This window comes from Campylobacter concisus (genome assembly GCF_902460575.1).
GTDB classification, from domain to species: Bacteria; Campylobacterota; Campylobacteria; order Campylobacterales; family Campylobacteraceae; genus Campylobacter_A; species Campylobacter_A concisus_AW.
The window spans coordinates 481,109-505,467 of record NZ_CABPUY010000002.1; the positions used below are offsets into that span (position 1 = coordinate 481,109).

The window sequence follows — 24,359 nt, forward strand, 5'->3', positions numbered from 1 at the left end:
ACTTGGACATCAATGATCTCTATTCTAGTTTGGTATTTGCGCCGATAGTGCTAGCTATTTTGTTGATGATCTTTGCTGGCAGGCGAAATATCAAAGTCTATGTGAGTAAATTTGACCTAGTTGGACTGCATCTCATTTTTCCGCTCGTGATATTTCCCATTTTTGCGGCTATATATTGCGCAGTATGTGAGTATTTTGACGTTTCAAATGATGATGGGCTAGCTTATATTTTTTACACTATGCTTTTTATAATAGCCATTTACGCCGTTTTTGGCTTTTACGTTTGCATTAAATACAATTACGGCTTTTTAAACTGCTTTTGGGCGCTTCTTTTAAGATTTAATTTCATGACTCCGCTTGTTTATTTGCTGTTTTTAGGTGGCAAAGGACGTGACAAAAATGGCAATGAGATAACCCATGAAAATGCAAAAAATTTAAGCCTTTTTGAAGAGCTTAGATTTTCGCTTTATAATATGATCGTCTTTAGAAAAAATTATGACAAAGATAAAGTTGCAGGCAGGGATGAGATAAATTCTAACGATAAAGCTCTCATCTAAAAAGAGGTCTAAAATAAAAGCAGGGATAGTTAAAATTAAAAAGAGCCAGCAAGATCGCTAGCTCAGCTTACGGCAAAACTACGCCAAATTTCATAGCCACGCCATATATCATCGCGCTAATAATGCCAGCGAAAAATCCAGCAACCATATCATCGCCCATAACGCCAAGCCCGCCCTTTACGTTGCGGTCGATCCTGCCAATGATCGAAGGCTTTTTGATATCAAGTACTCTAAAAAGCACGAGCGAGAGAACTAGCTGTGAGATCGTCGCTCCGCTAATGGCGATAGCAAGCCAAACGCCAGCAACTTCGTCGATCACGATAAAACTTTCGTCGTGCGAATTTGCCTTTTTTTCAAAATCATCAATGACGCTGATGCTCACCAAAAATAACAAAATGCTAGCCAGTAAAAGCGTGGTAGATGAGAAAAAATATAACACAAAATAAGCTGCCACAGCTCCAGCCACCGAGCCCCAAGTGCCAGGCGCCTTTGGTAAAAGTCCAAATCCAAAAAATGTCAAAAATAGCTTTTGCATAAATTTCCTTAAGTGAGTGATGATGTCTGGTAGAGCTTCATGAGCTCCTCATAAAAGTCGCGGTCGGTCTTGTTTTCAAGCAGTCCAGAATTTACAAAGAGATCGTCGCAGAGCTTTTGTATATCTTTAAAGCGATTTACATAGAGCTTGCTTAAGATGAGCGCTGAAATTTCAGGCCTAACGAGTATGGCTGGTGGCATGATGCCGTTAAATAGCAGTTCTTTGATCACGTCTGGGTGGTATTTGATCTGGTGGTGCTGTCCGTGTGGGCAGCTTTTGGTGCTAACTAGCGTCTTACACTTGTTGCAATAAACTAGCTCTGGCAGGACGATCACGTCTAAATTTAGATCGTTTTTGTAGATGTCAAGTATCGTATGAACTTCGTTGTGGTCAAAAAACATGCCAATGCCAGAGTGGTTTTGTCCGATGACTAGCTTATTTGCGCCAAGTCTTGAAGCCGCGATGCACTCAAGCGTTGGGTTGGCGTGCGAGCTAAAAAGGGTCGTGTTTTTCAGCGCAAAGACAAAGACTTTTTTTGTCGGCAGGTAGTTTTGGTTAAAAAAGTCAAGCACCTGCTTTCTGATCTCGTAATCAATATGCCTCTCTTCGCGCGTTCTTATTAGAAAAACGACCACGAGATCGGCCTTGTCGATAGTCATCCTAACTAGGCGTTCATGAGCGCGGTTAAATGGATCAGCCGTTAAAAAAACAGCCGTTATCTTTTTAGCGGCACTCTCTTTTATCAGCTCATTTAGCGCATCTTTGCTTATTTGTAGGCTCTCATCATATAGCTCAAACTCGCCGCTTATGCCGTATTTGCCTAAATTTAGCGACATTTCGCTGTTTGATTCATTTGCTAAAAATATATTTTTAGCTCGCATGCTCTCGTCAAATTTAAAGACCTTTGCCACGTCGATGTGCCCAACGATCTTGCCGTCCATATTTAAATTTACTCTTTGGCCAGCATGCAGCTTGCTAGCGATATTTTGATTGACCTCGCCAAATGGAGCAAAGCCAAAAGAGTAGGGCATCGGCTCGCCATTAAAGTAGCCCTTTTTTGCCACCTCTTTGATCTGCTCGTCGTCCATCAGGGCGCTAAAATTTGAGAGAATTTTGTTTTTGATAAGCTCTAAGGCGCCATAAACTTCGGTGTTTATAGAAATTTCACTATTTTTTCTTGCTGACGTCATATTTCTTTCTCTTTTCCCAAAGTGATTTTCTAGAAATTCCAAGCTTTTTGCTAAGCTCCGTGTCGGGGAATTTATCTTGATAATTAACGATGATATATTTTATATATTCATCGATCGTGACGATCTCGCCGATGTCAAAATTCTTATCTCTAACCGAGAGTTCAAGCTCCTCAAATGGCGCACTTTGCGCAAAATCGCTAGTTTGGATAGCCACTTTTTTCTTTTTGCAAAGCTCTAAAATTTTCTCTTTTTCGTCCTCTTTTAGCTCTTCGAGATTTGTGATGTATATTAGCTCGTCGCCACTTTGAGCAAGTGCTTTTTCAAGCTCGCTAAAACAGGCTTTACCTAAAAACAAAAATGGCAAATTCCCAGCCTTTGCGTAGTTAAAGATAAATTTATCGCTGTAGCCATTTTTGCTTGATTTTAAAAGAAGTGGAAATTTGATCTTTTTAGCTTCAAGACAAGGTATCTCGTAGTCTTTTAGGGCGAAATTTATATAGTTTTCGTAGTTTTTGATTTCGTTTTTAAAGCCTCTAAACTCTTCAAAATGTCTTATCTTTCTAACTAGCTCTTCTATCATAAATGGCTTTTGGATGTAATCCACCGCGCCCGCTTGTATCGGCTTTAGCACGGTGTCGCTGTTGATGTAGGCGATGAGTAAGATGATGATAGAGCTTTTAAATTTCTCTATGACAGGGTAGAAGTCTTGCCCTGGGAGTGTGGTAGAAAGTAACACTACGTCAAAATTTTCAAATTTCAAAGCCTCTTTGACGCTCTTTGCGATCTCGCAGTCGTAGCCAAAGTCAGCTAGTTTGCTAGCCATCGAGCCAGCTAGGTAAATTTCATTTTCTACTATTAAAATTTTCATATTTGTGTCCAGTTGTAAAATTTAAGGCTAGCGCTTGCCATGACAGCGATCCCCTCGCATCTGCCCACAAAGCCAAGCCCTTCAGTCGTCGTCGCCTTTACATTTATGCGGCTGCGGCTTAAATTTAGAGCCTGTGCGATGTTTGCCTCCATTTTTGATTTTAGCTTTGAAAGTTTTGGCTTTTGAGCCATTATCGTGATATCAGCGTTTGTTAGCACAAAGCCCACGCTTTGCACCCTTTTATAAGCTTCTTGCAGCAGATAAATGGAGCTAATATCTTTAAATTTAGCGTCCGTATCAGGAAAGAGCTCGCCTATGTCACCAAGCCCAGCAGCACCTAAAATGGCGTCTGTTAGCGCATGAAGTGCCACGTCGCCGTCGCTGTGAGCCTTTAGTCCAAACTCATAGTCGATCTTTTCGCCACAAAGCACAAGCGGACGGCCCTTTTCAAACTCATGCACGTCAAAGCCGTTACCTACAAAAACCTCATTTTCTGGTGCTTTTAGGGCTGAAATTTTAGCTAGGTCCTCTTTAAAAGTGATCTTTCTAGCCATCTCATCGCCCAATATGTGCCAAACGCTTGCGCCAATGGCTCTCATAGCCGAGCTATCATCTGTGTAAATTTCACCACTACTAAGAGCCTTTTTAAGAAGTGCTGTGCGCGAGAGCTGCGGCGTTTGGATAAGTTTTACCTTTTCTCTGTCTATTGCATTTTCGCCAAGATAGGCAGTGTCAGCGATCTTTAACGCAGGCACCACGCAGTCAGCCTGAGCGGCCGCCTCGATGATCTTGTGAAAGAGCTCGCTTGATATGCAAGGACGCGCGATGTCGCTAACTAGGACAAATTCGCTATTTACAAGCTCAAGTGCGTTTTTTAGGCTATCTTGTCTTGTCTCGCCGCCATCAACAAATTTATAATTTGGAGCAAATTTAGACATATATTTGCACTCTTTACTAACGACGATGATCTCTTTAAATGTGTAAAAGTTACTCAAATTTTTAGTGGCAAATAGCCAAAGTGGGTCGCTGCCGATGCGAAGCCATTGCTTCTTTACAGGTAGCTCAAAACGACTGGAATTTCCTGCTCCTAGCATTATAAGTGAGATATCAAGCAAGGTAGCTCCTTTGAAGATTGTTACGGAATTATACACCTAAAAGCTAAATATTTCTTTTTATAGAAATAAATTTAAGTCTAGCATTTAGTTAGATCAAAACAAAAAAGGACTAAAATGAGCCTTTAAATTTTAAAAAAGGTTAGTCATGACAAAGACGCAGATGTACTATGCTAGGCGTGGTGAGCTCACAAAGCAGATGAGCTATGTGGCAAAGGTCGAGGGGATAGGCGAAAATTTGCTTATGGATGAGGTGGCAAAAGGTAGCATCATCATCCCAGCAAATGTAAATCACACAAATTTAAAGCCAATGGGTATAGGCAGAAAGCTAAAGACAAAGGTTAATGCAAATATCGGCAACTCAAGCCTAAGTAGCGACATTTGCGCGGAGCTTAGAAAGCTTGAAATTTGCCTAGAATTTGGCGCTGATACGGTTATGGATCTAAGCACGGACGGCGATTTGGATGCCATTAGAAGCGCGATCATTGAGCACTCAAGCGTGCCAGTTGGCACAGTGCCTATGTATGAAATTTTAAAAGAGGCAAAAGAGGTTACAAATATCACAAATGAGCTAATTTTAAGCGTGCTAGAGAAGCAAGCAAGGCAAGGGGTTAGTTACTTTACGATACACGCTGGCTTTTTGCGTGAGTTTTTGCCATTAGTTAAAAAGCGCAAAATGGGCATAGTTAGCCGCGGTGGCAGTTTGAGCGCGAGCTACATGTCAAAGCTAAATAGGCAAAATCCATTTTATGAAATTTTTGATCAAATTTTAGAAATTTGCGCAAAATACGACGTCTCGCTCTCGCTTGGCGACGGACTTCGCCCAGGCTGCCTTTATGACGCGACAGACGAGGCGCAGCTTAGTGAGCTAAAAGTGCTTGGAGAGCTTACGCTTCGTGCGTGGCAAAAAGATGTGCAGGTGATGATAGAAGGCCCTGGTCATGTGCCATTAAGTCAAATTGAGTATAATATGAAAATCGAACAAGAGCTCTGCCATGACGCCCCATTTTACGTGCTTGGACCGCTTGTTAGCGATATCGGCGCGGGGTATGATCATATCACTTCAGCGATTGGTGGTACGATGGCAGCATATCACGGCGCTAGCATGCTTTGCTACGTGACGCAAAAAGAGCACCTAGGCTTGCCAAATGAAAATGACGTAAGAGAGGGGATCGTAGCTCACAAGATAGCAGCTCATGCCGCAGACGTCGCACTTGGCAAGGCAGGAGCCATCGAAAAAGACCATGCGATGAGTGACGCGAGATATGCATTTGACTGGAACAAGCAGTTCGAGCTTAGCTTTGATCCAAAAAAGGCTAGAGAGCTTCACGATGAGAGCTTGCCAGAAGATGCGTTTAAGAGCGCTCATTTTTGTTCGATGTGCGGACCAAAATTTTGTGCATATAAAATTTCAAAAGATCTAGAAAAAGGAGAAAAATGTTAAATAAAGAAGAGGTCTTAAATAGACTAAAAGGCGTCATATATCCGGGATTTGAGAAGGATATAGTTAGCTTTGGCTTTGTAAAAAACGTGGAGATCGGCGATAAAATCTTAATCGAAGTCGAGATCGTTAGCTCAAGCCCAGAGGTGGCAAACGAGCTAAAAACGGACATCAAACGTGTCATGGGCTCAAATGAGTACGTGCTAAATTTGATCCAGCCAAAGATACCTGAGGAGAAAAGTAACACTCAAAGTGGTAAAAATATCGCACCACAAGTTAAAAATTTCGTAATGGTAAGCTCTGGCAAAGGTGGCGTTGGCAAATCAACCACAACGCTAAATTTAGCCATCTCAATGGCAAAACTAGGCAAAAAAGTGGGAATTTTGGACGCTGACATCTACGGACCAAACATCCCAAGAATGCTTGGCGAAGTAAATACCCAGCCACAAGTCATTGGCAACAAGCTAAAGCCGATACTTAGCCATGGCGTGGAGATGATGAGTATGGGCGTTTTGATGGAGGAGGGAATGAGCCTTATCTGGCGTGGCTCGATGATCATGAAAGCGATCGAGCAGCTGCTAAGAGACGTGCTTTGGAGCGAGCTTGATGTCTTGTTTCTTGACATGCCTCCAGGAACGGGCGATGCGCAGCTAACTCTAGCTCAAAGCGTGCCAGTAACGGCAGGTGTATGCGTCACAACGCCACAAGTAGTAGCACTTGATGATAGCAAGCGTGCGCTTGATATGTTTGAGAAGCTTCACATCCCAATCGCTGGCGTCATAGAAAACATGAGTGGCTTTATCTGCCCAGATAACGGCAAAGAGTATGACATCTTTGGCAAAGGCACGACTGAAGAGGTAGCAAAGGCTTATAACACTCAAATTTTAGCTGAAATTCCTATCGAGCCAGCTGTTAGAGTGGGTGGCGATAATGGCAAGCCAGTTAGCTTTTATGAGCCAAACTCAGTCACTGCAAAACGCTATGAGAGCGCAGCTGCAAGACTTTGGGAGATAATAGAAAATATAAATAACGGCGGCGGGGCTGATAACTCAGCTATCCAGCCAGTAAATGACGGCAAGAGTGCTTGCTCGAAGTAAATTTACAAAAGATAAAATTTAGAGCAAATTTTAATTAAATTTGGCTACCAAAATTTGGCTTTGTTTGGTGCTTAGCTTAAATTTTGGAGCCAAAATGCAATCATTAAAAAGAAAATTTAACAGGAGAAAAGATGAAAGCGATCGTAACCGTAGTCGGAAAAGATAGAGTTGGCATCGTTGCTGGCGTCTCAGCAAAGCTTAGCGAGCTAGGTCTAAACATAGATGATATAAGTCAGACTATTTTGAGCGACTTTTTCACGATGATGGCGGTGGTTTCAAGCGATGAAAATAAGGACTTTACAGCCTTAAGAGCGGAGCTAGATAAGCTTGGAGAGAGCCTAAAAGTAAAGATAAATATCCAAAGCTCAGCCATTTTTGATGCTATGCACAAAATTTAAGGACAAAAGATGGATATCAAAAATGTAACCGAAACGATCTCGATGATCGAGGAGCAAAATTTTGACATCAGAACGATAACAATGGGCATTAGTTTGCTCGACTGTATCGATGCTGACATCAACAAAGCCTGCGACAAAATTTACGCAAAAATCACCACTAAAGCCAAAGACCTAGTTAGAGTGGGCAACGAAATTTCCGCTGAGCTAGGCATACCAATCGTCAATAAAAGAGTGAGCGTGACGCCTATCTCGATAATCGGCGCCGCAACAGATGCAAAAGACTACGTGATGATCGCAAAGACGCTTGATAGGGCAGCTATTGAAGTTGGTATTGATTTTATAGGTGGTTTTTCGGCTCTAGTGCAAAAGGGCTACCAAAAGGGCGATGAAATTTTGATAAATTCTATCCCGCAAGCACTCGCACAAACCGCAAAAGTGTGCTCAAGCGTCAATGTCGGCTCAACAAAAAGTGGCATAAATATGAGCGCAGTGCGTGACATGGGACGTATCATAAAAGAGACGGCAGCAGCTTCAGAGATGGGCTGTGCGAAGCTTGTTGTCTTTGCAAACGCAGTCGAAGATAATCCTTTCATGGCTGGTGCATTTCACGGCGTGGGCGAGGCTGATGTGGTGATAAATGTCGGCGTTTCAGGCCCAGGCGTCGTAAAAAGAGCGCTTGAAAAGGTGCGTGGCGAGAGCTTTGACGTGGTGGCTGAGACCGTGAAAAAGACGGCATTTAAGATCACTCGTATCGGTCAGCTCGTTGGTCAAATGGCGAGCGAGCGCCTTGGGGTTAAATTTGGCATCGTCGATCTATCTCTTGCTCCAACGCCTGCTGTGGGCGACTCGGTGGCTCGCGTGCTTGAGGAGATGGGGCTTGAAGCTGTTGGCACGCACGGCACGACTGCGGCACTAGCTCTGCTAAATGACGCGGTCAAAAAAGGTGGCGTAATGGCGTGCAATCAAGTGGGTGGCTTAAGCGGTGCGTTTATCCCAGTCTCAGAGGACGAGGGCATGATAGCTGCGGTGCGCGCAGGATCGCTAAATTTAGAAAAGCTTGAAGCGATGACTGCGATATGCTCAGTTGGACTTGATATGATCGCCATACCTGCGGATACGCCGAGTGAGAGTATAGCTGCGATGATCGCTGATGAGGCGGCTATCGGCGTTATAAATCAAAAAACAACAGCCGTTCGTATCATACCTTTGGGCCGTGAGGGCGATATGATCGAGTTTGGCGGCCTTTTAGGAAGAGCGCCTGTGATGAAGATAAATAAAGCCTCAAGTGCCGACTTTATCGCTCGTGGCGGACAAATCCCAGCACCTATTCATAGTTTTAAAAACTAATATTCAAAGTCCGCTTTAAATTTGCGGACTTTCTCTTAAATTTACCCCGACTTTTCAACTGCTTTTAGTTAAAATAATAAAAATTTTAAATCAAGGAGCTAAAATGAAAATTTTATCACTGCTTACGGCGCTACTTTTTGGAGCGGTATGTGGCTTTGCAAACGATGGCAAAGTAAGAAGTATCGACATCTACGTCACGCCATACTACTCAGCAAACGCTGGTAAGGCCGAGTTTGTGAAGGTTTACGATAAGATAGACGACCTGCTAAAAAGTGGCAAAGAAGAGGACTTCAAAAAGGCTGAAAAGATCGTGCAAGACGCCCCACAAATGGTCTCTCCGATAACTCTTTTTGTTCTCTCAGCTCGCGCTTATGATCTTGGACTTCGCGATGATGCGGTATTTTGGTTTTATGCGGCAAAAAACCGCGCGATCTTGCTAAGAGGCGTTATAGACATGGAGGGCGAGAAATTTACTGACGTGGTGGCTGCGATAGGGGCGTTTATGAAGCTTGTTGGCGACGTGGTCAATCCTTATGCATTTTGCGATATCAAAAAGCAACAAGAGATCGCTGATAAAGCGCTTGAATGGACTAAGAAAAATGCCTATGAAGCGATGTTTTCGCCAGAATTTAGCTCGCCTCACGAAGATAGAAAAGCAGCCCTTGCAAAAGGCATAGAAAAGCTAGAAGCGCGCAATAAAAAAGAGAAAGATTACTTTTTAGACAAAGACAATCTTACTAACTTCAAAGCTATGCGCAAGCAAAATGGCACTGATGAGAAATTTTGCTTCTAAATAGCGAGAAAAACTGAAAATTTGCTTGTAAATTTAGCTTTTGCTTTATGCTAAAAGGGCAAATTTACAAGCTATTTCTATTTTAAATCACGACAAATTTGCTTAAATTTCGCTCTTTTTCGTAAGAGTAGCAAAACCACAAAAATGAGAATAAAAAAATGACTTTGAAATTTGGCGAACTTAAAAAAGTTGCAACAGATGATGGCTTTATCTGGTATGCGGAGACTGGGCTAAAAAGCGAAATTTTTGATCAGGTGCCATTTTGCCTCGTTAGCACAGATAGGGCAGACGTGGATAATGAGACTACTTTGCTGGAAGAGAAAATTGCCCAAGATATCGACCGGTACGTAAAAGAGGCGCTTGCCTTTTTAAAAGATGAGCTTAGGCGAGGGTGCTTTTTGAGCAAGGACGAGCTTAAATTGCTTGACGTGTCAGTTTGCGACCTGCCATTTAGCTCGCCTCAATGCACCTTTTATGCGGGCGATAAGCAGTGGCTGATGAGATTTGCAGAGGGCGAGCTAGATATCTGCGAGCCTTACGGTATAGGGGTGATCTTTGAGGATGAAAAGCCGCTTTGTTTAGAAAATTTAGAGCTTAGCAGTGAGTGCTAAACGCTTAAGCTTTTAAATTTACGCATTAAAAGCTAGTTAAGATTTTCAAGCCTTGCAAAAAATGATGAAATTTTGTTTTTAGGTATTGGCTGCGATCAAGAGGCGCTAGGGTTTTTAAATGATTAAATTTTGCTGTTTTAGGTTTTTACGTCAAAACAGCAAATTTGTTAATTATGCGTTGCAGCAGTCGCTTGGATCTTTTTCTTTTGTGATCCTAGCTCTTAGGTCGTGGCGGATGATCTCTATCGACCAAAACCATACCATGTGACCCACAAACTCAGAGACATACTCATACCAAGGAAGTGTCCAAAGTGGCGGAGTGAGGCCAAGAAACGGCAGTGAGATGCCATGAACTGCGATAGTTGCTAAGATACCAGCCATCACGCCTTGCCACATCGTGATCTTTGGAAATTTCTCAGCCACGACGCAGTAGCCAACGGCAAAGACGACTGAGAAGATGATGTGCGTTAGCATCACGTAGTTAAATGCATGCCCTGCAAACTCGTAGATAGCAGCGTTTGGATCGGCGATACCGACATAATCTCTTAAGAACACATAAGGGGGATTTAGAAAATTTCTCGAGCAGTCGATCGCATCAGCCGCTCTGATGGCACTTTCTGGTCCGCAAGCTGCGTTAAACATATCCATAGGGCTTCTTGGCGGAAGTGGCACTTCTGCGCCCCATTTGACAAAGGCTGAAACTACGCCAGCGATGAGGCCGATCAACGCAGCTAGGGCAAATTTTGGTTTGGTAGCTAAATTTGACATTTTGTCTCCTTGTAAAATTTGAGGCATTTTATTTCTATTTTCTTTATGATAAGGTTAATCATTATTATAATTTATAAATTTATCAAAGCTCAAATGCTTTAAAATCATAAAATTTTTAGCCATTTTTGGCTAGACTAAGAAAAAATTTAAAGGAGAATAGATGTCTAAAGAGTTCAAAGACGCAAACGAATTTAAGGAATTTTTTGAAGAATTTAGAAAAAAAGATGGCTACAAAGATCCAGTTGCTTTTGGCATCGCAAGGGTTGATCGCGGACAAAAAAATAGCGACAAAATTTTGCAAGCAAGTTACGCCGTTGTAAATTATAAAGAGAGCTTTTTAAGCGCAGCTGCTTTTATCTACGCCTTGCAAAAGTGCGATGTTGAGGTTGATTTTGGTGCATCCGAGTTCGTGACTGATCTCACGCCAAAGGTAGCAAAAAAGGCTAGCAAGCTCTTTAGTGTTTTTGAAAAAGATATAAAAACGCATAAAAATGTGGAGAATTTACACGCTGTGAAGATGGCATTTGAGGACGATCTTGAGCTAAATGAGAATAAATTTAAGCTTGTATTTTTGTTCGATGACGCAAAGCCACTTAGCGTGGAGGCCGTCTATCTCAAGCTCTACTTGATCTCACTTGGCAAGGTCGCACCTAGGACGATCGTGCTTGATGGAGCATTTGGAGTGCTACCAAATGTCGCATGGACTAGCCAAAACATCCCGATCGAGCTTGAGTGGCTAAGAGAAAATGAAATTTCTCTAAAGATGTTTGGCGAGTATCCAGCGATCGTGAGCGTTGATAAATTCCCAAGATTTCTAAGTCACATCATCCCAGCTGACAACACGAGAATTTTAGACGCTGCCAAAGTCCGCATGGGCGCTGCTGTGCATCCTGGCACAGTCGTCATGCCAGGGGCTGCTTATATCAACTTTAACGCAGGCACGACTGGTGGCGTGATGGTTGAAGGCAGGGTTAGCAGCTCTGTCGTCGTGGGCGAGGGCAGTGACGTAGGTGGCGGAGCTAGCATACTTGGCGTGCTAAGTGGTACGAATGGCAACCCTGTAAGCATAGGCAAACACTGCTTGCTTGGCGCAAACTCAGTTACTGGCGTGCCTCTTGGTGATAACTGCATCGTGGATGCTGGCATAGCGGTGCTTGAGGGCACAAAGGTCTATATCTCGGCAAGCGAGCGCGAAAAGCTAGCTAAGCTAAATCCAGAGTTTAAATTTGAAGCTGAAATTTACAAAGCGCTTGAGCTTGGCGGGCTAAACGGGCTTCATTTTAGACAAAATAGCCAAACAGGTCAGATCACTGCAAGTGCGAGCAAAAAGGCGATCAAGCTAAATGAGGCACTTCATTAAAAGGAGCTAGCATGAAAGTTGGCATTTTGATGTTTGACAAGATAAATTTGTTAAGCTTTGCCAAAATTTATGATTTTTTGCATAAATTTGAAGGTTTTAACATCAAAACATACGCCCTAAAGCCTGAGATAGTCGATGAATTTGGCGTCAGGCTTCATCCTGAAATTTACGCTGAGAGCCTTTACGGCGTGGATATCCTGGTCGTGCCAGACGGCGTTGGAGCGCTTGGACTAAGATATGATGAGATATTTTTAAGCTGGATAAAAAGCTCAGCGAGCGCGAAATTTAAGATCGGCTTTGACCTTGGCGTGCTTATCATTGGCGGGGCTGGATTTTTAGAAGACAGAGAGGCTTGCATAAGGGGCGGATACAAAAACGCGCTGAGTGGCTACTGTGAGGTAAATGACGCTAAGATGTGCGAGAGCAGGGGTGTGATAAGCGTTAGCGAATTTGATGATGAGATCAAAGAGCAGCTCGCAAAAATCCTAAGTAAAGATAAAATTTAAGGGCTTTGGCTCTTAAATTTGATAGAAATTTTATCTTTTTAATGAGCTTATAGCTTGTTTATGGCGCTATTTACCGCTTCTAAATGCCACTTTATCCACGCTGTGAAGTCAAAGTTTAAATTATTTTCAAGCTTTGTTGTCTGCTCTAAAATTTTATAATAATCTTTTTTATTTGCATAAATAACGCTCGATATTGAAAATGGCTCAATGCTCTCACCAGCCAAGCAGTAGTGCGCCAAAGCCCTTGCCATGCGTCCATTGCCGCCCTCATAGGGATGGATGATCGCAAACCAAAGGTGAGCCAAAACACTTTTTACATAGGCGTTTTCGTGATTTTTATTGATAAAATTTAAAAATTTCATCCTCTATGCGCTCTGCTGGCAAGGCTTCGTAGTCGATTTGCACATTTTTTGAAGGACCTGAGACGACGCTCATCTCATCATCTCTAAATTTAGCTCTTTTTATCTTGTAAATTTTGCTATGGCTATATCCAAACAAGCATTGTGCCAGCCATGTAGCCGCTCGAAGTTCATAGGAGCTTTGTTTAAATTTGCATCAAGCATTAGTGAGACTAGATTATCGCTATGTCTAGTTGCATGAGTGTCAGCTAACCAGTCAAAATTTTCATCTAGTCTCTTTTTTGCCGATGAGCGAATGCTTAATCTTTTTAGCCTCTCGCCCTCTATGAGAGATGAGTTTATTATTTCATCTTCAAGCGCACTAATTTTCGCCTTTAAAAGATCATTTCTGCTGATCTTGCTCGTTATCTCTTTTAAAATTTTGTGTTCTTGATCTAACTTTTTTACAAGGGTGTTTATCTCTCTTTTATCGAAAGAGAAATTTGGGTAGTTAGGATGTTGCCATATCCACAGGTTTTGCATCAAATTTCTTTAAAGATTATACTTTTGTACACCTATCTATAAGGTCTTCTATACTCTCTTCTAGCGTCATTGTAGCCACGTCTATATCCGCGCTCAAATCCATCATCGTAGTCATCGTCGTTATAGTAGCCTCCACGGTAACCACGCTGAAATCTATCAAATCTTTCGTACTCATTTTGATAGTATGGACGGTAGTTAGGAGGATATGGGGCATAGTTTGGATCAACAGGATAGTAGCCACTCATGCGGCAACTATCCTCGTCAAAATCTTTCAATCCAAAACGAAATTTATATCCGTCTATCTTTTTACTAAGGGCGTCGTAGTTTCTCGTGTCGCCATAAAATTTAGCCATTTCTCTTTCGTTTATAAGTTTGCAAAGCCCGATCTCTATCTTTTTAGTATAGTTTGCAGCTAGCAACATCGTAAATGTACAAAACAAAATGGCTATAAATTTCATCTTAGTCTCCTATTTTTATATTTCCGCCTTTGCCAAGACCGCCTTTTACATTTTGGACTTTATAGTCTTTTAGCGCGACTATAAGTTGGTTCATCGCGTCCATAAAGGCATTTACGATCATCCTGCCCTCTGGTGTCTTTGTATAGCCACCAAGTCCAGCACTCACACGTGAAAATGAATTTGAGCCCATGCCAAAGAAGTCAAAGTTGCTATCACTGCCGACTGCGCCAGCGATCTGTACGCCTGAGCGGTTGTCTATGAGAAGCAAAGATGTTTGCGTTTCGCTCTTTGAAAAGCCTCCGCTTACCTTGCCAGCAACGTTACCAAAGACAGCGCCTACAAGTCCGCTGATGCCGCCAGTATCCTCTTTGCTAAATGTGATCTCTGGCTGCATGGTATAATCAGCTGCTACGACTTGACCTTTGTGAAATTTAGAACCTTTTCTTAGCTCGCCACTAGCTTCAAGTGCGCGCTCTTGCATCATATTATCCATACTTCTGCCACGCTCGACGATGACGAAGCAGCCAGTTTGCTGAGCTAAGATCCTTAGCACCGGTACGGTTGAGCCAAGCTGATAATCTCTAGTTAGATATGAGTACCATGAGCTACTTTGATCTTCGTAAAAAGATAATGTTCCTAGTGTTTGGCTGCAACGCTCGATTTTCGTGTTGGCATTTTTGGCTGTATCACCTGCTGCAGCGCCAGTTACACCGCTGTTGCTGCTAGCGCATCCAGCAAATAAACAAAGAGCGGCAACGCTACTAAAGACCTTAGATACTAAAAATCTCTTTTTCATGAAGATCCTTTTTAATGTAATTAGAAGTGCAAATATTATAAGAAAATAATATTTTGTGAAAACTTAAATTTTAAAAGAAAAATATAAAAGTAAAATTTAAGCGGCCAGCAAGATGCCAGCCACATAAATTATTCGACAGTTACGCTTTTTGCGAGGTTTCTTGGCATATCGACGTTGTTGCCAAGTCTAACAGAAATTTCAAGTGCAAGTAGCTGAAGCACTAGCATCATCTCGAAAAATTCGCTCATATAGTGATCTTGAACGCTTGTTTTTACGTAGTCATCGCTTAGTTCAAACTCAAGTGGGCTGATCGCTAGGATATATGCATCTCTTGCAGCAAGCTCTTCGACGTTGCTCTTTGTCTTTTCATATAGTAAATTTTGAGGCATTAAAGCGATCGTAAATAGCTTCTCATCTGCAAGTGCGATAGGTCCGTGCTTCATCTCGCCTGATGGATAGCCCTCGGCATGAAGATATGAAATTTCTTTAAGTTTTAACGCACCTTCTAGCGCTAGCGGATAGAAGATATCTCTACCGATGAAGAAGAAGCCATGGCCGTGCAAATAGTGCTTGCTTAGGCGATGCAGCTTCTCTTGCAAAGAGTTATCTATATTTAAAATTTGTGGGATATGAAGAAGCGTTTTGATCTCGTGATCAAGCTCTTTTTTGCTGATAGATCCCTTTGCTGATGCCATTTGAAGCACAAGCATCCAAAGTACGATGATTTGCGTTGCAAAGGCCTTTGTGCTTGCCACACCTTTTTCGATGCCAGCGCGAGTTAGAAGCGTATTATCAGCTAGTCTAACGATAGATGAGTTATCGACGTTGCAAATCGCAAGCGTCTTTAGCCCAGCCTCTTTTGCGATCCTAAGTGCCTCAAGAGTGTCAGCTGTCTCACCACTTTGCGAGATGACTATGAAGAGCGAGTTTTTGTTTAGATAAGGCTTTCTATATCTAAATTCGCTTGCCACTTCGACCTTTGTTCTAACTTTAGCAAGCCTTTCAAAAAGATAGCTTGCAACAAGCGCTGCATGGTAGCTCGTACCGCACGCACAAAGCACGATATCATCGATACCTTTTAGGTATTCGTCGTCTAAATTTTCAAGGGTGACTTTGTGGTTTTTGACCCTGCCCATGATGGTTTCAGACACAACAGCGCCTTGCTCGTAAATTTCTTTCTCCATAAAAAATGTATAACCCTCTTTTTGGGCATAGCTCTTATCTTTTGGCAGTGCGTTAAAGGTTATGCTAGCTTTTTTGCCGTGTTTAAAAACAGCTATCTCGTCTAAGCTCACGTAGCCGTAGTTGTTATCATCAAGATATGCCACTTCGGTTGCATTGCCGATAAGTGGGGCATCTGATGAGGCAAAATATAGCTCTTTTTTGTCGCTTTTGCCTATCGCCATAGGAGCGGCATCTTTTGCGAAAAATATCTTATCAGGTGCAGTTTTGGTGATAAGTAGCGTCGCATAAGCGCCTCTAAGCTTTGCGATAGTCGCCTCATAAGCTTTAAATGGGTCTTTTTTCTCTTTTAAAATTTCTTCAAAAAGATGCACGATCACTTCGGTGTCGGTTTGGCTCACAAATTTCACACCCTTTGCCTCAAGCTCATCTTTAAGCTCTTTGTAGTTTTCGATGATGCCGTTGTGAACGACAAATGAGTGCTCGCCAAGGTGCGGGTGAGCGTTTATCTCAGTTGGTTTGCCGTGAGTTGCCCAGCGTGTGTGACCTATCGCCACGCCAAAGCCCTCTGATGTAAAGTCCTTTGTCTTTAGGGCTAAATTTTCAAGCTTGCCAACAGCTTTGAAAAAGTCGATCTTGCCATCACTCATCACAGCCATGCCAGCGCTGTCGTATCCACGATACTCAAGCTCTTTTAGACCGCTTAAAATGACCTCTTTTTTCTCTTTATCTCCGATGTATCCTACGATTCCACACATGTTTTACTCGCTTATTAATAAATTTAATATCTCTTCGCCTTTACTCTCAAGTCGCTCGTTTTTCTCGATCAAAAAGAGATTTCTCGTTCTATTTTTAACCGTCTGAATTCTAGCACTCGTGACTTGAAAATGAAGCCTGTCAAAAACACTCATCACATAAGCCATTAGTCCGCGCTGATCTTTTGCGTTGATGCTAAGTTTGGCGTAATCTTTTGAGTGATTTAGCTCGAAGTTTATCTCATCTTTGTTAATATTTGGTTTCAAAGGCTCTCTTAAAACCTCGCTATTTAGGGATTTTAGGGCTAAAATTTTGGTATTTTCAAGCTCATGATTTTTTACATTTTGGTTAAAGTCAAGCCTGATATAAAATTTCTTCTCAAAAAGCTCAAATATCTCCATATATGCAAGGTCAAATTTGGCAAATTCATAGAGCAGGGCGCTTAAATTTAGGCTCTTGTTTGTATAAATTTGAATGCTTAAATTTTTACTATTGTTTATGAAAATTTCGGTTTCGTTTAAGCTATCAGCTACTTTGCTTAAATTTATGATCTCGCTTGCGCTATATTTTGTAAAGACCAAATTTGATGTGATCTTAAAAATTTTCTCTTGCAGCTTTGGCTCAAGCGCCAAAAACTCGCTATTTCGTTTTATAGACTGCTCTTTTTTTACCCGCCTTGTCGCTTCATCAAGTAAATTTTCATCGCTAAATGCGCTAAGAGAAATTTCATAAAGCTCTCTTAAAAGCTTTGCCGTGTAGGCGTTGTAAAGCCTCTCATTTGTGGCGTTTATCACGCAGTAGCTAAGGATGTAAAGTAGCTTTAAAACCTGCTTGTCGCCAAGCTTCGAGATAAAAGCGAAGATAACGCGCTGTGAGTAGATGTCCTCTCTGTTTGAGACGTTGCTCATTAGGGTGTGGTATTTTATCAAGATGACGCCGATGTTGATAGCTTTTTGGCTTAAATTTAGCTTGTTCGCGTAGGCTCTAAAGATGTTTGCACCGATGTTTGCGTGATCTTTGCCGCCAAGTCCTTTGCCAACATCATGCATAAGCGTCACGATCTTAAGCATCGTTTTGCCCTCTAAGCAAAGCTCAGCGTAGAGATTTTTTATAAATTTATCTTTTATACTTTCAAGAAATTTGACACTTAAAATGCTATGCTCATCAACCGTAAATTCGTGATAGCCGTCATATTCTGCTAGCTGGGAGATATGCTCCATCGGTTTTATCAAAATTTGTATCATCTGTGCATCGAGCAAGGATTTTAAGATAGCGTAGGAGTTTTCTCTTAAAAATATCTTCTTAAACTCGCTTATAGCGCGCTCTAGGCCATCTTTTGTGATGATGGCTCGCTTGATATAAAAGATCGCGCTTATATCAAATTTATAATCCACATCTTTTAGCTCTAAAAGCTCATTTATGAGATCCTCGATAAGAGCTGGCTTTTTGTGAAGCGGCACGTAGATGACGCCATTTATCTCATAAAAGCCATTTTTTAGCCTAGCAAATTTTCTTTGCTCGAAGCTTAGCTCGCTTTTGAAAAATGGCCTACAAAGCGAAGCTGCGATAAATCTTGAATAAATGGCTACGTTGTTCATCGAGCTTAGCATCTTTTGGCTGATGACGCTCTCGTTGTCTTGCAGCTTTTTGGACTTTGTCTGCATGAAATTTGTCGTGATCTCAACACTTGAGGCGCTGAAAGTATCGGTGTTTTGAGTTAAATTTAAAGCACTTAGCAAGCTTAGTAAAAAATCCACATTTAGATTAAAACTTGCTATCTCTTTTTCATTCATCACTTTAAGGGCTTGCGATCTAACCGAAACATCGCTATCTAGGCAGTTTAGTATGCAGTTTAGGTGGTAAATTTCATCTATTCCGCCAAAGCCACTTTTTAAATTTGGCTCTTGTGCCAAGTAGCTTATGCTAGAAAATGGCAAAAATGCCTTTAAATGGTAGTTTAAAAAGGCTTTTTTATCAAATTCTTTTATCTTTATGATCTCGCTTTTTACTAAGCGGTAGAGGCTTTTTGAGCCGCAGATATAGCGAAGTTGCGAGGTTTCGCTTTTAAATTTAAGGTCATCTTTGAAATTTATAAAAATTTCATCCACTTCGGCAATTTTTATCACAAATTTCATGCCAGAGCTATCTAAAATTTCAGAAAATTCTTTTAAGAAATTTTTTATATTATAGCCCTTTAAATTTTTATAAACTAGTAAAATTTCAAGCTCGCTATTTGCGCTAAGTAGCGTTTGAGCGTATTTGCCAGTGGCTAGAACGCTAAAAGCAAAGCTGTCGTTTTGTGGCACAAACTCATCAAAAAATTCTCGCATAGTTTCATTTAAATAAGATTTTATAAAATCATCATACTCTTTGGCTAAGAAATTTGTGAAATTTCTGCCTTGGTTTTTTTGAAAATGTTTTGGCAAATTTGCCTTAAAATCAAGAAATTTCTCTTTGATTTTTGAATAATTATCGCTATTTTTGGCACTTTTATCAGCTAGCATTTAGTGTTTCCATTGTTAAAAATATCTTGGCAAATGTTACATAATTTTTGCAAAAACAAAGCTTTATTTGCTTATAATAAAGCCTTAAGTTCAGCTTTAGGACGATATAAATAATGAATCTATTACAAAAACTAGAAAGTGGCGAGAGATTAAGCAAGCAAGAGGCTTTTTCGCTTTATGAGCTTGATCTTTTTACCTTGGCTAAATTTGCCGACAAAAAGCGCAGAAAACTGCACGGTAACAAGGTCTTTTTTAACGTAAATCGCCATATCAATCCAACAAATATCTGTGCTGACATCTGTAAATTTTGCGCATTTTCAGCCCACAGAAAAAATCCAAATCCATACCTAATGAGCCACGAAGAAATTTTAAAGATCGTTGATGAGAGCGTGAGCCACGGCGTAAAAGAGATACACATTGTCTCCGCCCACAACGCAACTAGCGGCTGGCAGTGGTACTTAGAAATTTTTAAAAAGATAAAGGCAGCTCATCCAGAGCTTCACGTAAAAGCGATGACGGCGGCTGAGATTGATTTTTTATCAAGGCATTACGGCTTAAGCTACGATGAGGTGATAGAAAAGATGCTCGAATACGGAGTCGATAGCATGCCAGGCGGTGGGGCTGAAATTTTTGACGAAGAGGTCAGGGCTAAAATTTGCAAAGGCAAGGTAAGTAGCGAGAACTGGCTCAAAATTCACAAAATGTGGCACGACAAGGGCAGACAAAGTAACGCTACAATGCTTTTTGGACACATAGAAAGCCGTGAAAATAGGATCGATCACATGCTAAGGATCAGGGACTTGCAGGATGAAACTGGCGGATTTAACGCATTTATCCCGCTTGTCTATCAAAGAGAAAATAACTACTTAAAAGATGTTAAATTTCTAGGATCGGCTGAAATTTTAAAGACTATGGCGATTTCGAGGCTAGTGCTTGATAATGTCCCGCACATAAAGGCATACTGGGCTACATCGACCTTAAATTTAGCGATGATAGCGCAGGAATTTGGCGCTGATGATCTTGATGGCACGATAGAAAAAGAGAGTATCCAAAGTGCAGCCGGCGCAAATAGCGCAAATGGCGTTACGCTAAAGACATTTTGCGATCTTATTAAAACATCTGGTTTTACGCCGGTTGAGCGTGATAGCTTATATAACGAACTTAAAATTTACTAAAGGAGCTTGGGGTGAAATTTTTTGACTTAGCACAAAACAAAACGAGTGTGAAGCAGGAATTTGGAGCGGGACTTACGACATTTTTGGCGATGATGTATATCGTGCCGGTAAATGCGATCATTATGAGCAAAACTGGCATGCCTTATGAGGCATTAATCACTGCAACTGCGCTAATTACCATATTTTCTACTGTATTAAATGGTCTTTGGGCGAACACACCAGTTGCGATGAGCGTTGGCATGGGGCTTAACGCTTATTTTACATTTGGTCTTTGCATCGGTATGAAAGTGCCTTGGCAAACGGCTCTTGGCGTTGTTTTTCTAAGCGGCGTGATATTTGTCGTCTTATCTTTTACAAATTTTAGAATGTGGATAATAAGATCCATCCCACTTGACCTACGAAGAGCGATAAGCGCTGGCATAGGCACGTTTATCAGCTTTGTTGCGTTTCAGCAAATGGGCTTTATAGTAAATAACGACGCGGTTTTGGTTGGTATAGGAAATTTCAGAGATCCAAACGTGCTTCTTGGCGTTTTGGGGCTATTTTTGGTTATTTGCTTTTGGGCATGGAAGATAAAGGGCGCGTTTATACTGGCTGTGCTTGTCACTTCAGTGATCGCTTGGGTACTTGGCATCGCTCCTCATCCAACAGAAATTTTCTCAACGCCAGCCTCTATCTCACCGATATTTTTAGAGCTTGACATAAAAGGCGCCTTTAGCCTAGCCTTGCTACCGGTTATTATCACATTTTTTGTGACCGATCTTTTTGACTCGATAGGCACGCTAGCTGGCGTTGGCACAAGGGCTGGGATATTTGACGAAAACAAAAAAGATGGTGTCGTAAAACTTGAAAAAACTCTTGAAGCTGATGCCGTTGCTACTGCAGCTGGCTCGCTTGTAGGTGTAAGTACGACCACATCGTTTGTAGAGAGCGCAAGCGGCGTAGAAGAGGGCGGTAGGACTGGTCTAACGGCTGTATTTTGCGGACTTTTATTTATACTTACACTATTTATGTTGCCACTTTTTAAAGCTATCCCTGGCAACGCCATCTATCCGATCCTCGTAATGGTCGGCGTGCTTATGTTTGCCGAGCTTGCTAGCATAAATTTCAAAGATCCAGCCATCGGCGTTGCGACATTTTTCATAGTTGTGCTCATCCCGCTTACTTACTCGATCACAAACGGTCTTGCATTTGGCTTTATGTCATACGTCATAGTTAAGCTCATAAAGAGAGAATTTAGCGATATAAATTTAGGCGTAGTCGTGCTAGCGCTTATTAGTTTTATCGTATTTTTAGTGCATTGATAAGGATGAAAGATGATATTTTATAGCTACGATGAATTTGCCGTTGATGCTAAAAAGATGGCAAAACAGATAAAAGATGAATTTGATCCAGAGGTGATACTAGCCGTGGCAAGAGGCGGTCTAACGCTTGGCCACTCGCTAGCCGTTGCGCTAGAAAATAGAAATTTATTTACCCTAAATTCTATCCACTACGAGGATACAAACAAGCTTGATACGATACAAATTTTTAACGTGCCAGATCTTAGCAAATACACTAAAATTTTGCTTGTTGATGATATCATCGATAGCGGCGAGAGCATGGTCGAGATAAAAAGAGAGCTGCTTAAACGCTATCCAAATTTAGATATAAAGATAGCAACTGTATTTTATAAAGAAAAGGCTCTGCTTTTGCCTGAATTTAAGGTAAAAGAGGCTCATGACTGGGTTGAGTTTTTCTGGGATATACATATTTAAGGGCTAAATTTGTTAGAAAGAGTTAGAGAATTTGCTAGCAGACACATCGCTTTTAGCGTGTTTTTGATATGTTTGATTGATTTTGTTTTTTTACTTTATGCGGCAAATTCTCTTAGCATAAGCTACAACGAGGCTGAAATTTTCTTTCAAAAGCACAGCCTTCTAAGCTACATCTTAAAACTAAGTACCCATTTTTTTGGTCAAAATGACCTTGCTGTGCGGGGCGTGATGATCTTTTTTCACATCGCAAGCGTGGTTTTGATGTATAAGGTGAGTAAATTTTACATTAAGCTCGAGTTTGACAGGATCATAGCAGTTCTACTTTTTGTGCTGCTTCCTGGCACGCTAGCTTCAGCCCTTATCATAAATAACGCTGGAATTTGCATCACTCTAGCGCTTTTGTGTATATATCTTTTTCATATTAAAAAGAAAATTTTATTTGGCATCTTTTTCTGCCTAGCCTTTTTCATAGATGGCGATTTTTTGATATTTTATGCAGGATTTTTTATATTTGCACTTTACAAAAGAAAGCCGCCACTTGCTTGGCTAAGCGCCATTTTATTTTTGCTGACACTTTACTTTTTTGGCTTTGAAACAAATGGCAGACCAAGTGGGCATTTTATCGATACTTTTGGCATATTTGCCGCTGTATTTTCGCCATTTGTCTTTATCTTTTTTATATATACGATTTATAGAATTTGGGTTAAGGAGAAGAAGGATCTTTTGTGGTTTATTGCCATTTGCTCATTTTGCTTTTGTATGATAGTCTCTGTGCGCCAAAGGCTGGAGCTTGAGCAGTTTTTGCCATTTTGCGTGATCGCAACGCCACTTATGGTTAGAGTTTTTTTCAACTCATATCGCGTGAGGCTGCCAAAATTTAGAAAAGGTCATAAAATTTGCACTAGCTTAGTGATGCTCTTTTTGATATTTAACTGGTCAGCGATCATCTTTAATCAAATTTTTTACCTCTTTTTAAGCGATCCTACAAAACATCTCACATATAAATTCGATGTAGCAAAAGAGCTAGCAGATAAGCTAAAAGAGGCTGGAGTGCAAGATATAGCGACTGATGATACAAGGCTTGCGCTAAGGCTTAAATTTTATGGGATAAAAACAAAAAGTTACTCTAAAAATTTATTAGCAAGTGCCGATTTAGATGAGAAGTCAAAAATTAGTATAGAAAAAATGGGAAAAGTAGTTGCAAATTTCAATATCAAGGAACGATAAGCTATGAAAAAAAGAGCTTTTACGATGATAGAGCTTGTTTTTGTTATTGTTGTTGTTGGAATTTTAGCTGCCATTATGATCCCAAAACTAAACAGAAATGCCTCAAGAGAAGCTGCAAATCAGGTCCTAACTCATATAAGATACACTCAACACCTCGCTATGCAGGATGATAAATATTCTATTACCGAAAAAGGATGGGCAAAACAGCGCTGGACGATAGCTTTTGCTAAAGATAAAGTAGACGGCTGTTCGGTCGATAAAAATAATGAGCAAACTTGGAAATATAGTGTTTATTATGATAAAAGTATGACTGGAAACCCGAATTCACAAGATGAATTTGCAAGTGATATTTATAAGACTGGAAAGTTACTAACAGCTGGCTGGAGTGGTATGTCAGGTGGTGACTGCAAAAAGATAAACAAAGAGTTAAATATAGAAAAAAGATTTGGTATAACAGATGTAACCCTATCTGGTGGATGTGTAAAAGGAAATGCTAAGAAAAAAATCGCTTTTGATGAAATGGGACGACCGATGTGGACAATAAGCACAGTTGGTGGTGGTATAAAGCGACCATACGATAGACTTGTTAAAAAAGATTGCAGTATAACAATAACAGATAAACGTGGCAATCAAACAACCATTACTATAGAAAAAGAAAGTGGCTTTGCATCCATAAAAGAAAATAGTTAAATTTGATTAAAAATTTATAGTTTTTATTTTTTAAAAAAGTTGCCATTTTTTAATCTGCATTTAAGCATCCCTCATATATAATTCCAGCTCACGAAACGAGAAACCACCTTTAACTTCAACGTTAATAAAGCCTTTTTCTTATCGTTGTTCTTTTAACTTACAATTGTTAAACTATTAGTCAATCTTTGAAATCTAAACAAGTGATCGATTGAGCCAGTCTATTATGATTAAATAATAGATTAGACAAACTAATATAAAAACTAAAAGTTTTTTTGATTAAAAACTTCATAATAAAAATCCTATTCTATTAGATAGGTAATTAATATGGAGAGTTTGATCCTGGCTCAGAG

At 40.8% G+C, this 24,359-nt stretch carries 26 protein-coding genes; 14 read left to right on the forward strand and 12 right to left on the reverse strand.

All coding sequences use genetic code 11. The features are described from left to right. The first annotated feature begins 2 nt into the window (after positions 1 to 2). Entirely contained in the window at positions 3 to 557 is a 555-nt protein-coding gene (locus F3G76_RS06320; protein ID WP_148823580.1) for a hypothetical protein, read from the forward strand. Between the two features lie 67 nt (positions 558 to 624). Here the strand turns inward: F3G76_RS06320 and F3G76_RS06325 are convergent, their stop codons facing one another. From F3G76_RS06325 to F3G76_RS06340, 4 genes are read right to left on the reverse strand one after another with little or no spacing between them, the layout of a single operon-like run. Further along, positions 625 to 1,092, reverse strand: a complete 468-nt coding sequence (locus F3G76_RS06325) for a phosphatidylglycerophosphatase A family protein (RefSeq protein WP_021090015.1) — start codon at positions 1,090 to 1,092, stop codon at positions 625 to 627. Between the two features lie 8 nt (positions 1,093 to 1,100). After that, positions 1,101 to 2,282: a sulfate adenylyltransferase gene (locus tag F3G76_RS06330; protein WP_148823582.1), complete on the reverse strand. Its 1,182-nt coding sequence runs from the start codon at positions 2,280 to 2,282 to the stop codon at positions 1,101 to 1,103. Further along, positions 2,260 to 3,150: a response regulator gene (locus F3G76_RS06335; protein ID WP_149706225.1), complete on the reverse strand. Its 891-nt coding sequence runs from the start codon at positions 3,148 to 3,150 to the stop codon at positions 2,260 to 2,262. The genes F3G76_RS06330 and F3G76_RS06335 overlap by 23 nt, the downstream gene beginning before the upstream one ends. Beyond that, a complete protein-coding gene (locus F3G76_RS06340) occupies positions 3,147 to 4,265 on the reverse strand; it encodes a bifunctional 2-C-methyl-D-erythritol 4-phosphate cytidylyltransferase/2-C-methyl-D-erythritol 2,4-cyclodiphosphate synthase (RefSeq protein ID WP_107714427.1) in 1,119 nt (372 codons plus the stop codon). Before F3G76_RS06340 ends, F3G76_RS06335 begins: the two co-directional genes overlap by 4 nt. Positions 4,266 to 4,410: 145 nt before the next feature. Between F3G76_RS06340 and thiC the strand changes: the two genes are divergently transcribed. From thiC to F3G76_RS06370, 6 genes are all read left to right on the forward strand, one after another. Next, a complete protein-coding gene (gene thiC / locus F3G76_RS06345; RefSeq protein ID WP_149706226.1) occupies positions 4,411 to 5,706 on the forward strand; it encodes a phosphomethylpyrimidine synthase ThiC in 1,296 nt (431 codons plus the stop codon). Then, positions 5,700 to 6,800: an Mrp/NBP35 family ATP-binding protein gene (locus F3G76_RS06350; RefSeq protein WP_148784434.1), complete on the forward strand. Its 1,101-nt coding sequence runs from the start codon at positions 5,700 to 5,702 to the stop codon at positions 6,798 to 6,800. Before thiC ends, F3G76_RS06350 begins: the two co-directional genes overlap by 7 nt. A gap of 131 nt (positions 6,801 to 6,931) precedes the next feature. Continuing rightward, positions 6,932 to 7,198, forward strand: a complete 267-nt coding sequence (locus F3G76_RS06355) for an ACT domain-containing protein (RefSeq protein WP_002939508.1) — start codon at positions 6,932 to 6,934, stop codon at positions 7,196 to 7,198. 9 nt (positions 7,199 to 7,207) lie between these two features. Next, positions 7,208 to 8,545 carry a PFL family protein gene (locus F3G76_RS06360; protein WP_149706227.1) on the forward strand — a complete coding sequence of 446 codons (1,338 nt, stop codon included), beginning with the start codon at positions 7,208 to 7,210 and terminating at the stop codon, positions 8,543 to 8,545. A 103-nt stretch (positions 8,546 to 8,648) separates the two neighbouring features. Then, positions 8,649 to 9,338, forward strand: a complete 690-nt coding sequence (locus tag F3G76_RS06365; RefSeq protein WP_149706228.1) for a cytochrome-c oxidase — start codon at positions 8,649 to 8,651, stop codon at positions 9,336 to 9,338. Positions 9,339 to 9,496: 158 nt separating this feature from the next. After that, the gene (locus F3G76_RS06370) at positions 9,497 to 9,949 is read left to right on the forward strand and encodes a hypothetical protein (RefSeq protein WP_149706229.1); all 453 of its coding nucleotides are present in this window, start codon (positions 9,497 to 9,499) and stop codon (positions 9,947 to 9,949) included. A 171-nt stretch (positions 9,950 to 10,120) separates the two neighbouring features. Here F3G76_RS06370 and F3G76_RS06375 read toward each other — a convergent pair whose 3' ends face one another. Then, positions 10,121 to 10,717: a YagU family protein gene (locus F3G76_RS06375; RefSeq protein ID WP_149706230.1), complete on the reverse strand. Its 597-nt coding sequence runs from the start codon at positions 10,715 to 10,717 to the stop codon at positions 10,121 to 10,123. Between the two features lie 160 nt (positions 10,718 to 10,877). On the opposite strand from F3G76_RS06375, the gene F3G76_RS06380 reads away from it, so the two are divergent. Both F3G76_RS06380 and F3G76_RS06385 read left to right on the forward strand, forming a co-directional pair. Continuing rightward, positions 10,878 to 12,077, forward strand: coding sequence for a tetrahydrodipicolinate N-succinyltransferase N-terminal domain-containing protein (locus F3G76_RS06380; RefSeq protein ID WP_149706231.1), 1,200 nt, complete (start codon positions 10,878 to 10,880; stop codon positions 12,075 to 12,077). Between the two features lie 11 nt (positions 12,078 to 12,088). Beyond that, the gene (locus tag F3G76_RS06385) at positions 12,089 to 12,583 is read left to right on the forward strand and encodes a type 1 glutamine amidotransferase family protein (protein WP_103648013.1); all 495 of its coding nucleotides are present in this window, start codon (positions 12,089 to 12,091) and stop codon (positions 12,581 to 12,583) included. Between the two features lie 47 nt (positions 12,584 to 12,630). Here the strand turns inward: F3G76_RS06385 and F3G76_RS06390 are convergent, their stop codons facing one another. The 7 genes from F3G76_RS06390 to F3G76_RS06415 all read right to left on the reverse strand — a co-directional run bounded on the left by F3G76_RS06390 (position 12,631) and on the right by F3G76_RS06415 (position 19,160). Continuing rightward, positions 12,631 to 12,945 carry a Fic family protein gene (locus F3G76_RS06390; protein ID WP_149706232.1) on the reverse strand — a complete coding sequence of 105 codons (315 nt, stop codon included), beginning with the start codon at positions 12,943 to 12,945 and terminating at the stop codon, positions 12,631 to 12,633. Then, positions 12,920 to 13,081 carry a hypothetical protein gene (locus F3G76_RS10480; protein ID WP_188116569.1) on the reverse strand — a complete coding sequence of 54 codons (162 nt, stop codon included), beginning with the start codon at positions 13,079 to 13,081 and terminating at the stop codon, positions 12,920 to 12,922. Before F3G76_RS10480 ends, F3G76_RS06390 begins: the two co-directional genes overlap by 26 nt. Further along, a complete protein-coding gene (locus F3G76_RS06395; RefSeq protein WP_149706233.1) occupies positions 13,045 to 13,464 on the reverse strand; it encodes a DUF4172 domain-containing protein in 420 nt (139 codons plus the stop codon). Before F3G76_RS06395 ends, F3G76_RS10480 begins: the two co-directional genes overlap by 37 nt. 32 nt (positions 13,465 to 13,496) lie before the next feature. Then, positions 13,497 to 13,922: a gamma-glutamyl phosphate reductase gene (locus F3G76_RS06400; RefSeq protein WP_087583718.1), complete on the reverse strand. Its 426-nt coding sequence runs from the start codon at positions 13,920 to 13,922 to the stop codon at positions 13,497 to 13,499. 1 nt (position 13,923) lies between these two features. After that, entirely contained in the window at positions 13,924 to 14,718 is a 795-nt protein-coding gene (locus F3G76_RS06405; RefSeq protein WP_103637399.1) for a CsgG/HfaB family protein, read from the reverse strand. A 128-nt stretch (positions 14,719 to 14,846) separates the two neighbouring features. Beyond that, positions 14,847 to 16,658, reverse strand: a complete 1,812-nt coding sequence (gene glmS / locus F3G76_RS06410) for a glutamine--fructose-6-phosphate transaminase (isomerizing) (RefSeq protein WP_103594898.1) — start codon at positions 16,656 to 16,658, stop codon at positions 14,847 to 14,849. Positions 16,659 to 16,661: 3 nt separating this feature from the next. Continuing rightward, positions 16,662 to 19,160 (reverse strand): HD domain-containing protein, encoded by a 2,499-nt coding sequence (locus tag F3G76_RS06415; protein ID WP_149706234.1) that lies wholly within the window; start codon positions 19,158 to 19,160, stop codon positions 16,662 to 16,664. Positions 19,161 to 19,270: 110 nt separating this feature from the next. Here F3G76_RS06415 and mqnE point away from each other — a divergent pair, with 110 nt between their 5' ends. Genes mqnE through F3G76_RS06440 form a run of 5 tightly spaced genes read left to right on the forward strand, consistent with a single transcriptional unit; the run spans position 19,271 to position 24,009 of the window. After that, entirely contained in the window at positions 19,271 to 20,335 is a 1,065-nt protein-coding gene (gene mqnE, locus F3G76_RS06420; protein WP_103569336.1) for an aminofutalosine synthase MqnE, read from the forward strand. An 11-nt stretch (positions 20,336 to 20,346) separates the two neighbouring features. After that, positions 20,347 to 21,639 carry an NCS2 family permease gene (locus F3G76_RS06425; protein WP_103587469.1) on the forward strand — a complete coding sequence of 431 codons (1,293 nt, stop codon included), beginning with the start codon at positions 20,347 to 20,349 and terminating at the stop codon, positions 21,637 to 21,639. A 12-nt stretch (positions 21,640 to 21,651) separates the two neighbouring features. Then, positions 21,652 to 22,092 carry a phosphoribosyltransferase gene (locus tag F3G76_RS06430; protein WP_012001533.1) on the forward strand — a complete coding sequence of 147 codons (441 nt, stop codon included), beginning with the start codon at positions 21,652 to 21,654 and terminating at the stop codon, positions 22,090 to 22,092. A gap of 9 nt (positions 22,093 to 22,101) precedes the next feature. Then, the gene (locus F3G76_RS06435) at positions 22,102 to 23,319 is read left to right on the forward strand and encodes an ArnT family glycosyltransferase (RefSeq protein WP_103573461.1); all 1,218 of its coding nucleotides are present in this window, start codon (positions 22,102 to 22,104) and stop codon (positions 23,317 to 23,319) included. Positions 23,320 to 23,322: 3 nt separating this feature from the next. Beyond that, positions 23,323 to 24,009, forward strand: a complete 687-nt coding sequence (locus F3G76_RS06440) for a pilus assembly FimT family protein (protein WP_148823588.1) — start codon at positions 23,323 to 23,325, stop codon at positions 24,007 to 24,009. The last annotated feature ends 350 nt before the right edge of the window (positions 24,010 to 24,359 follow it).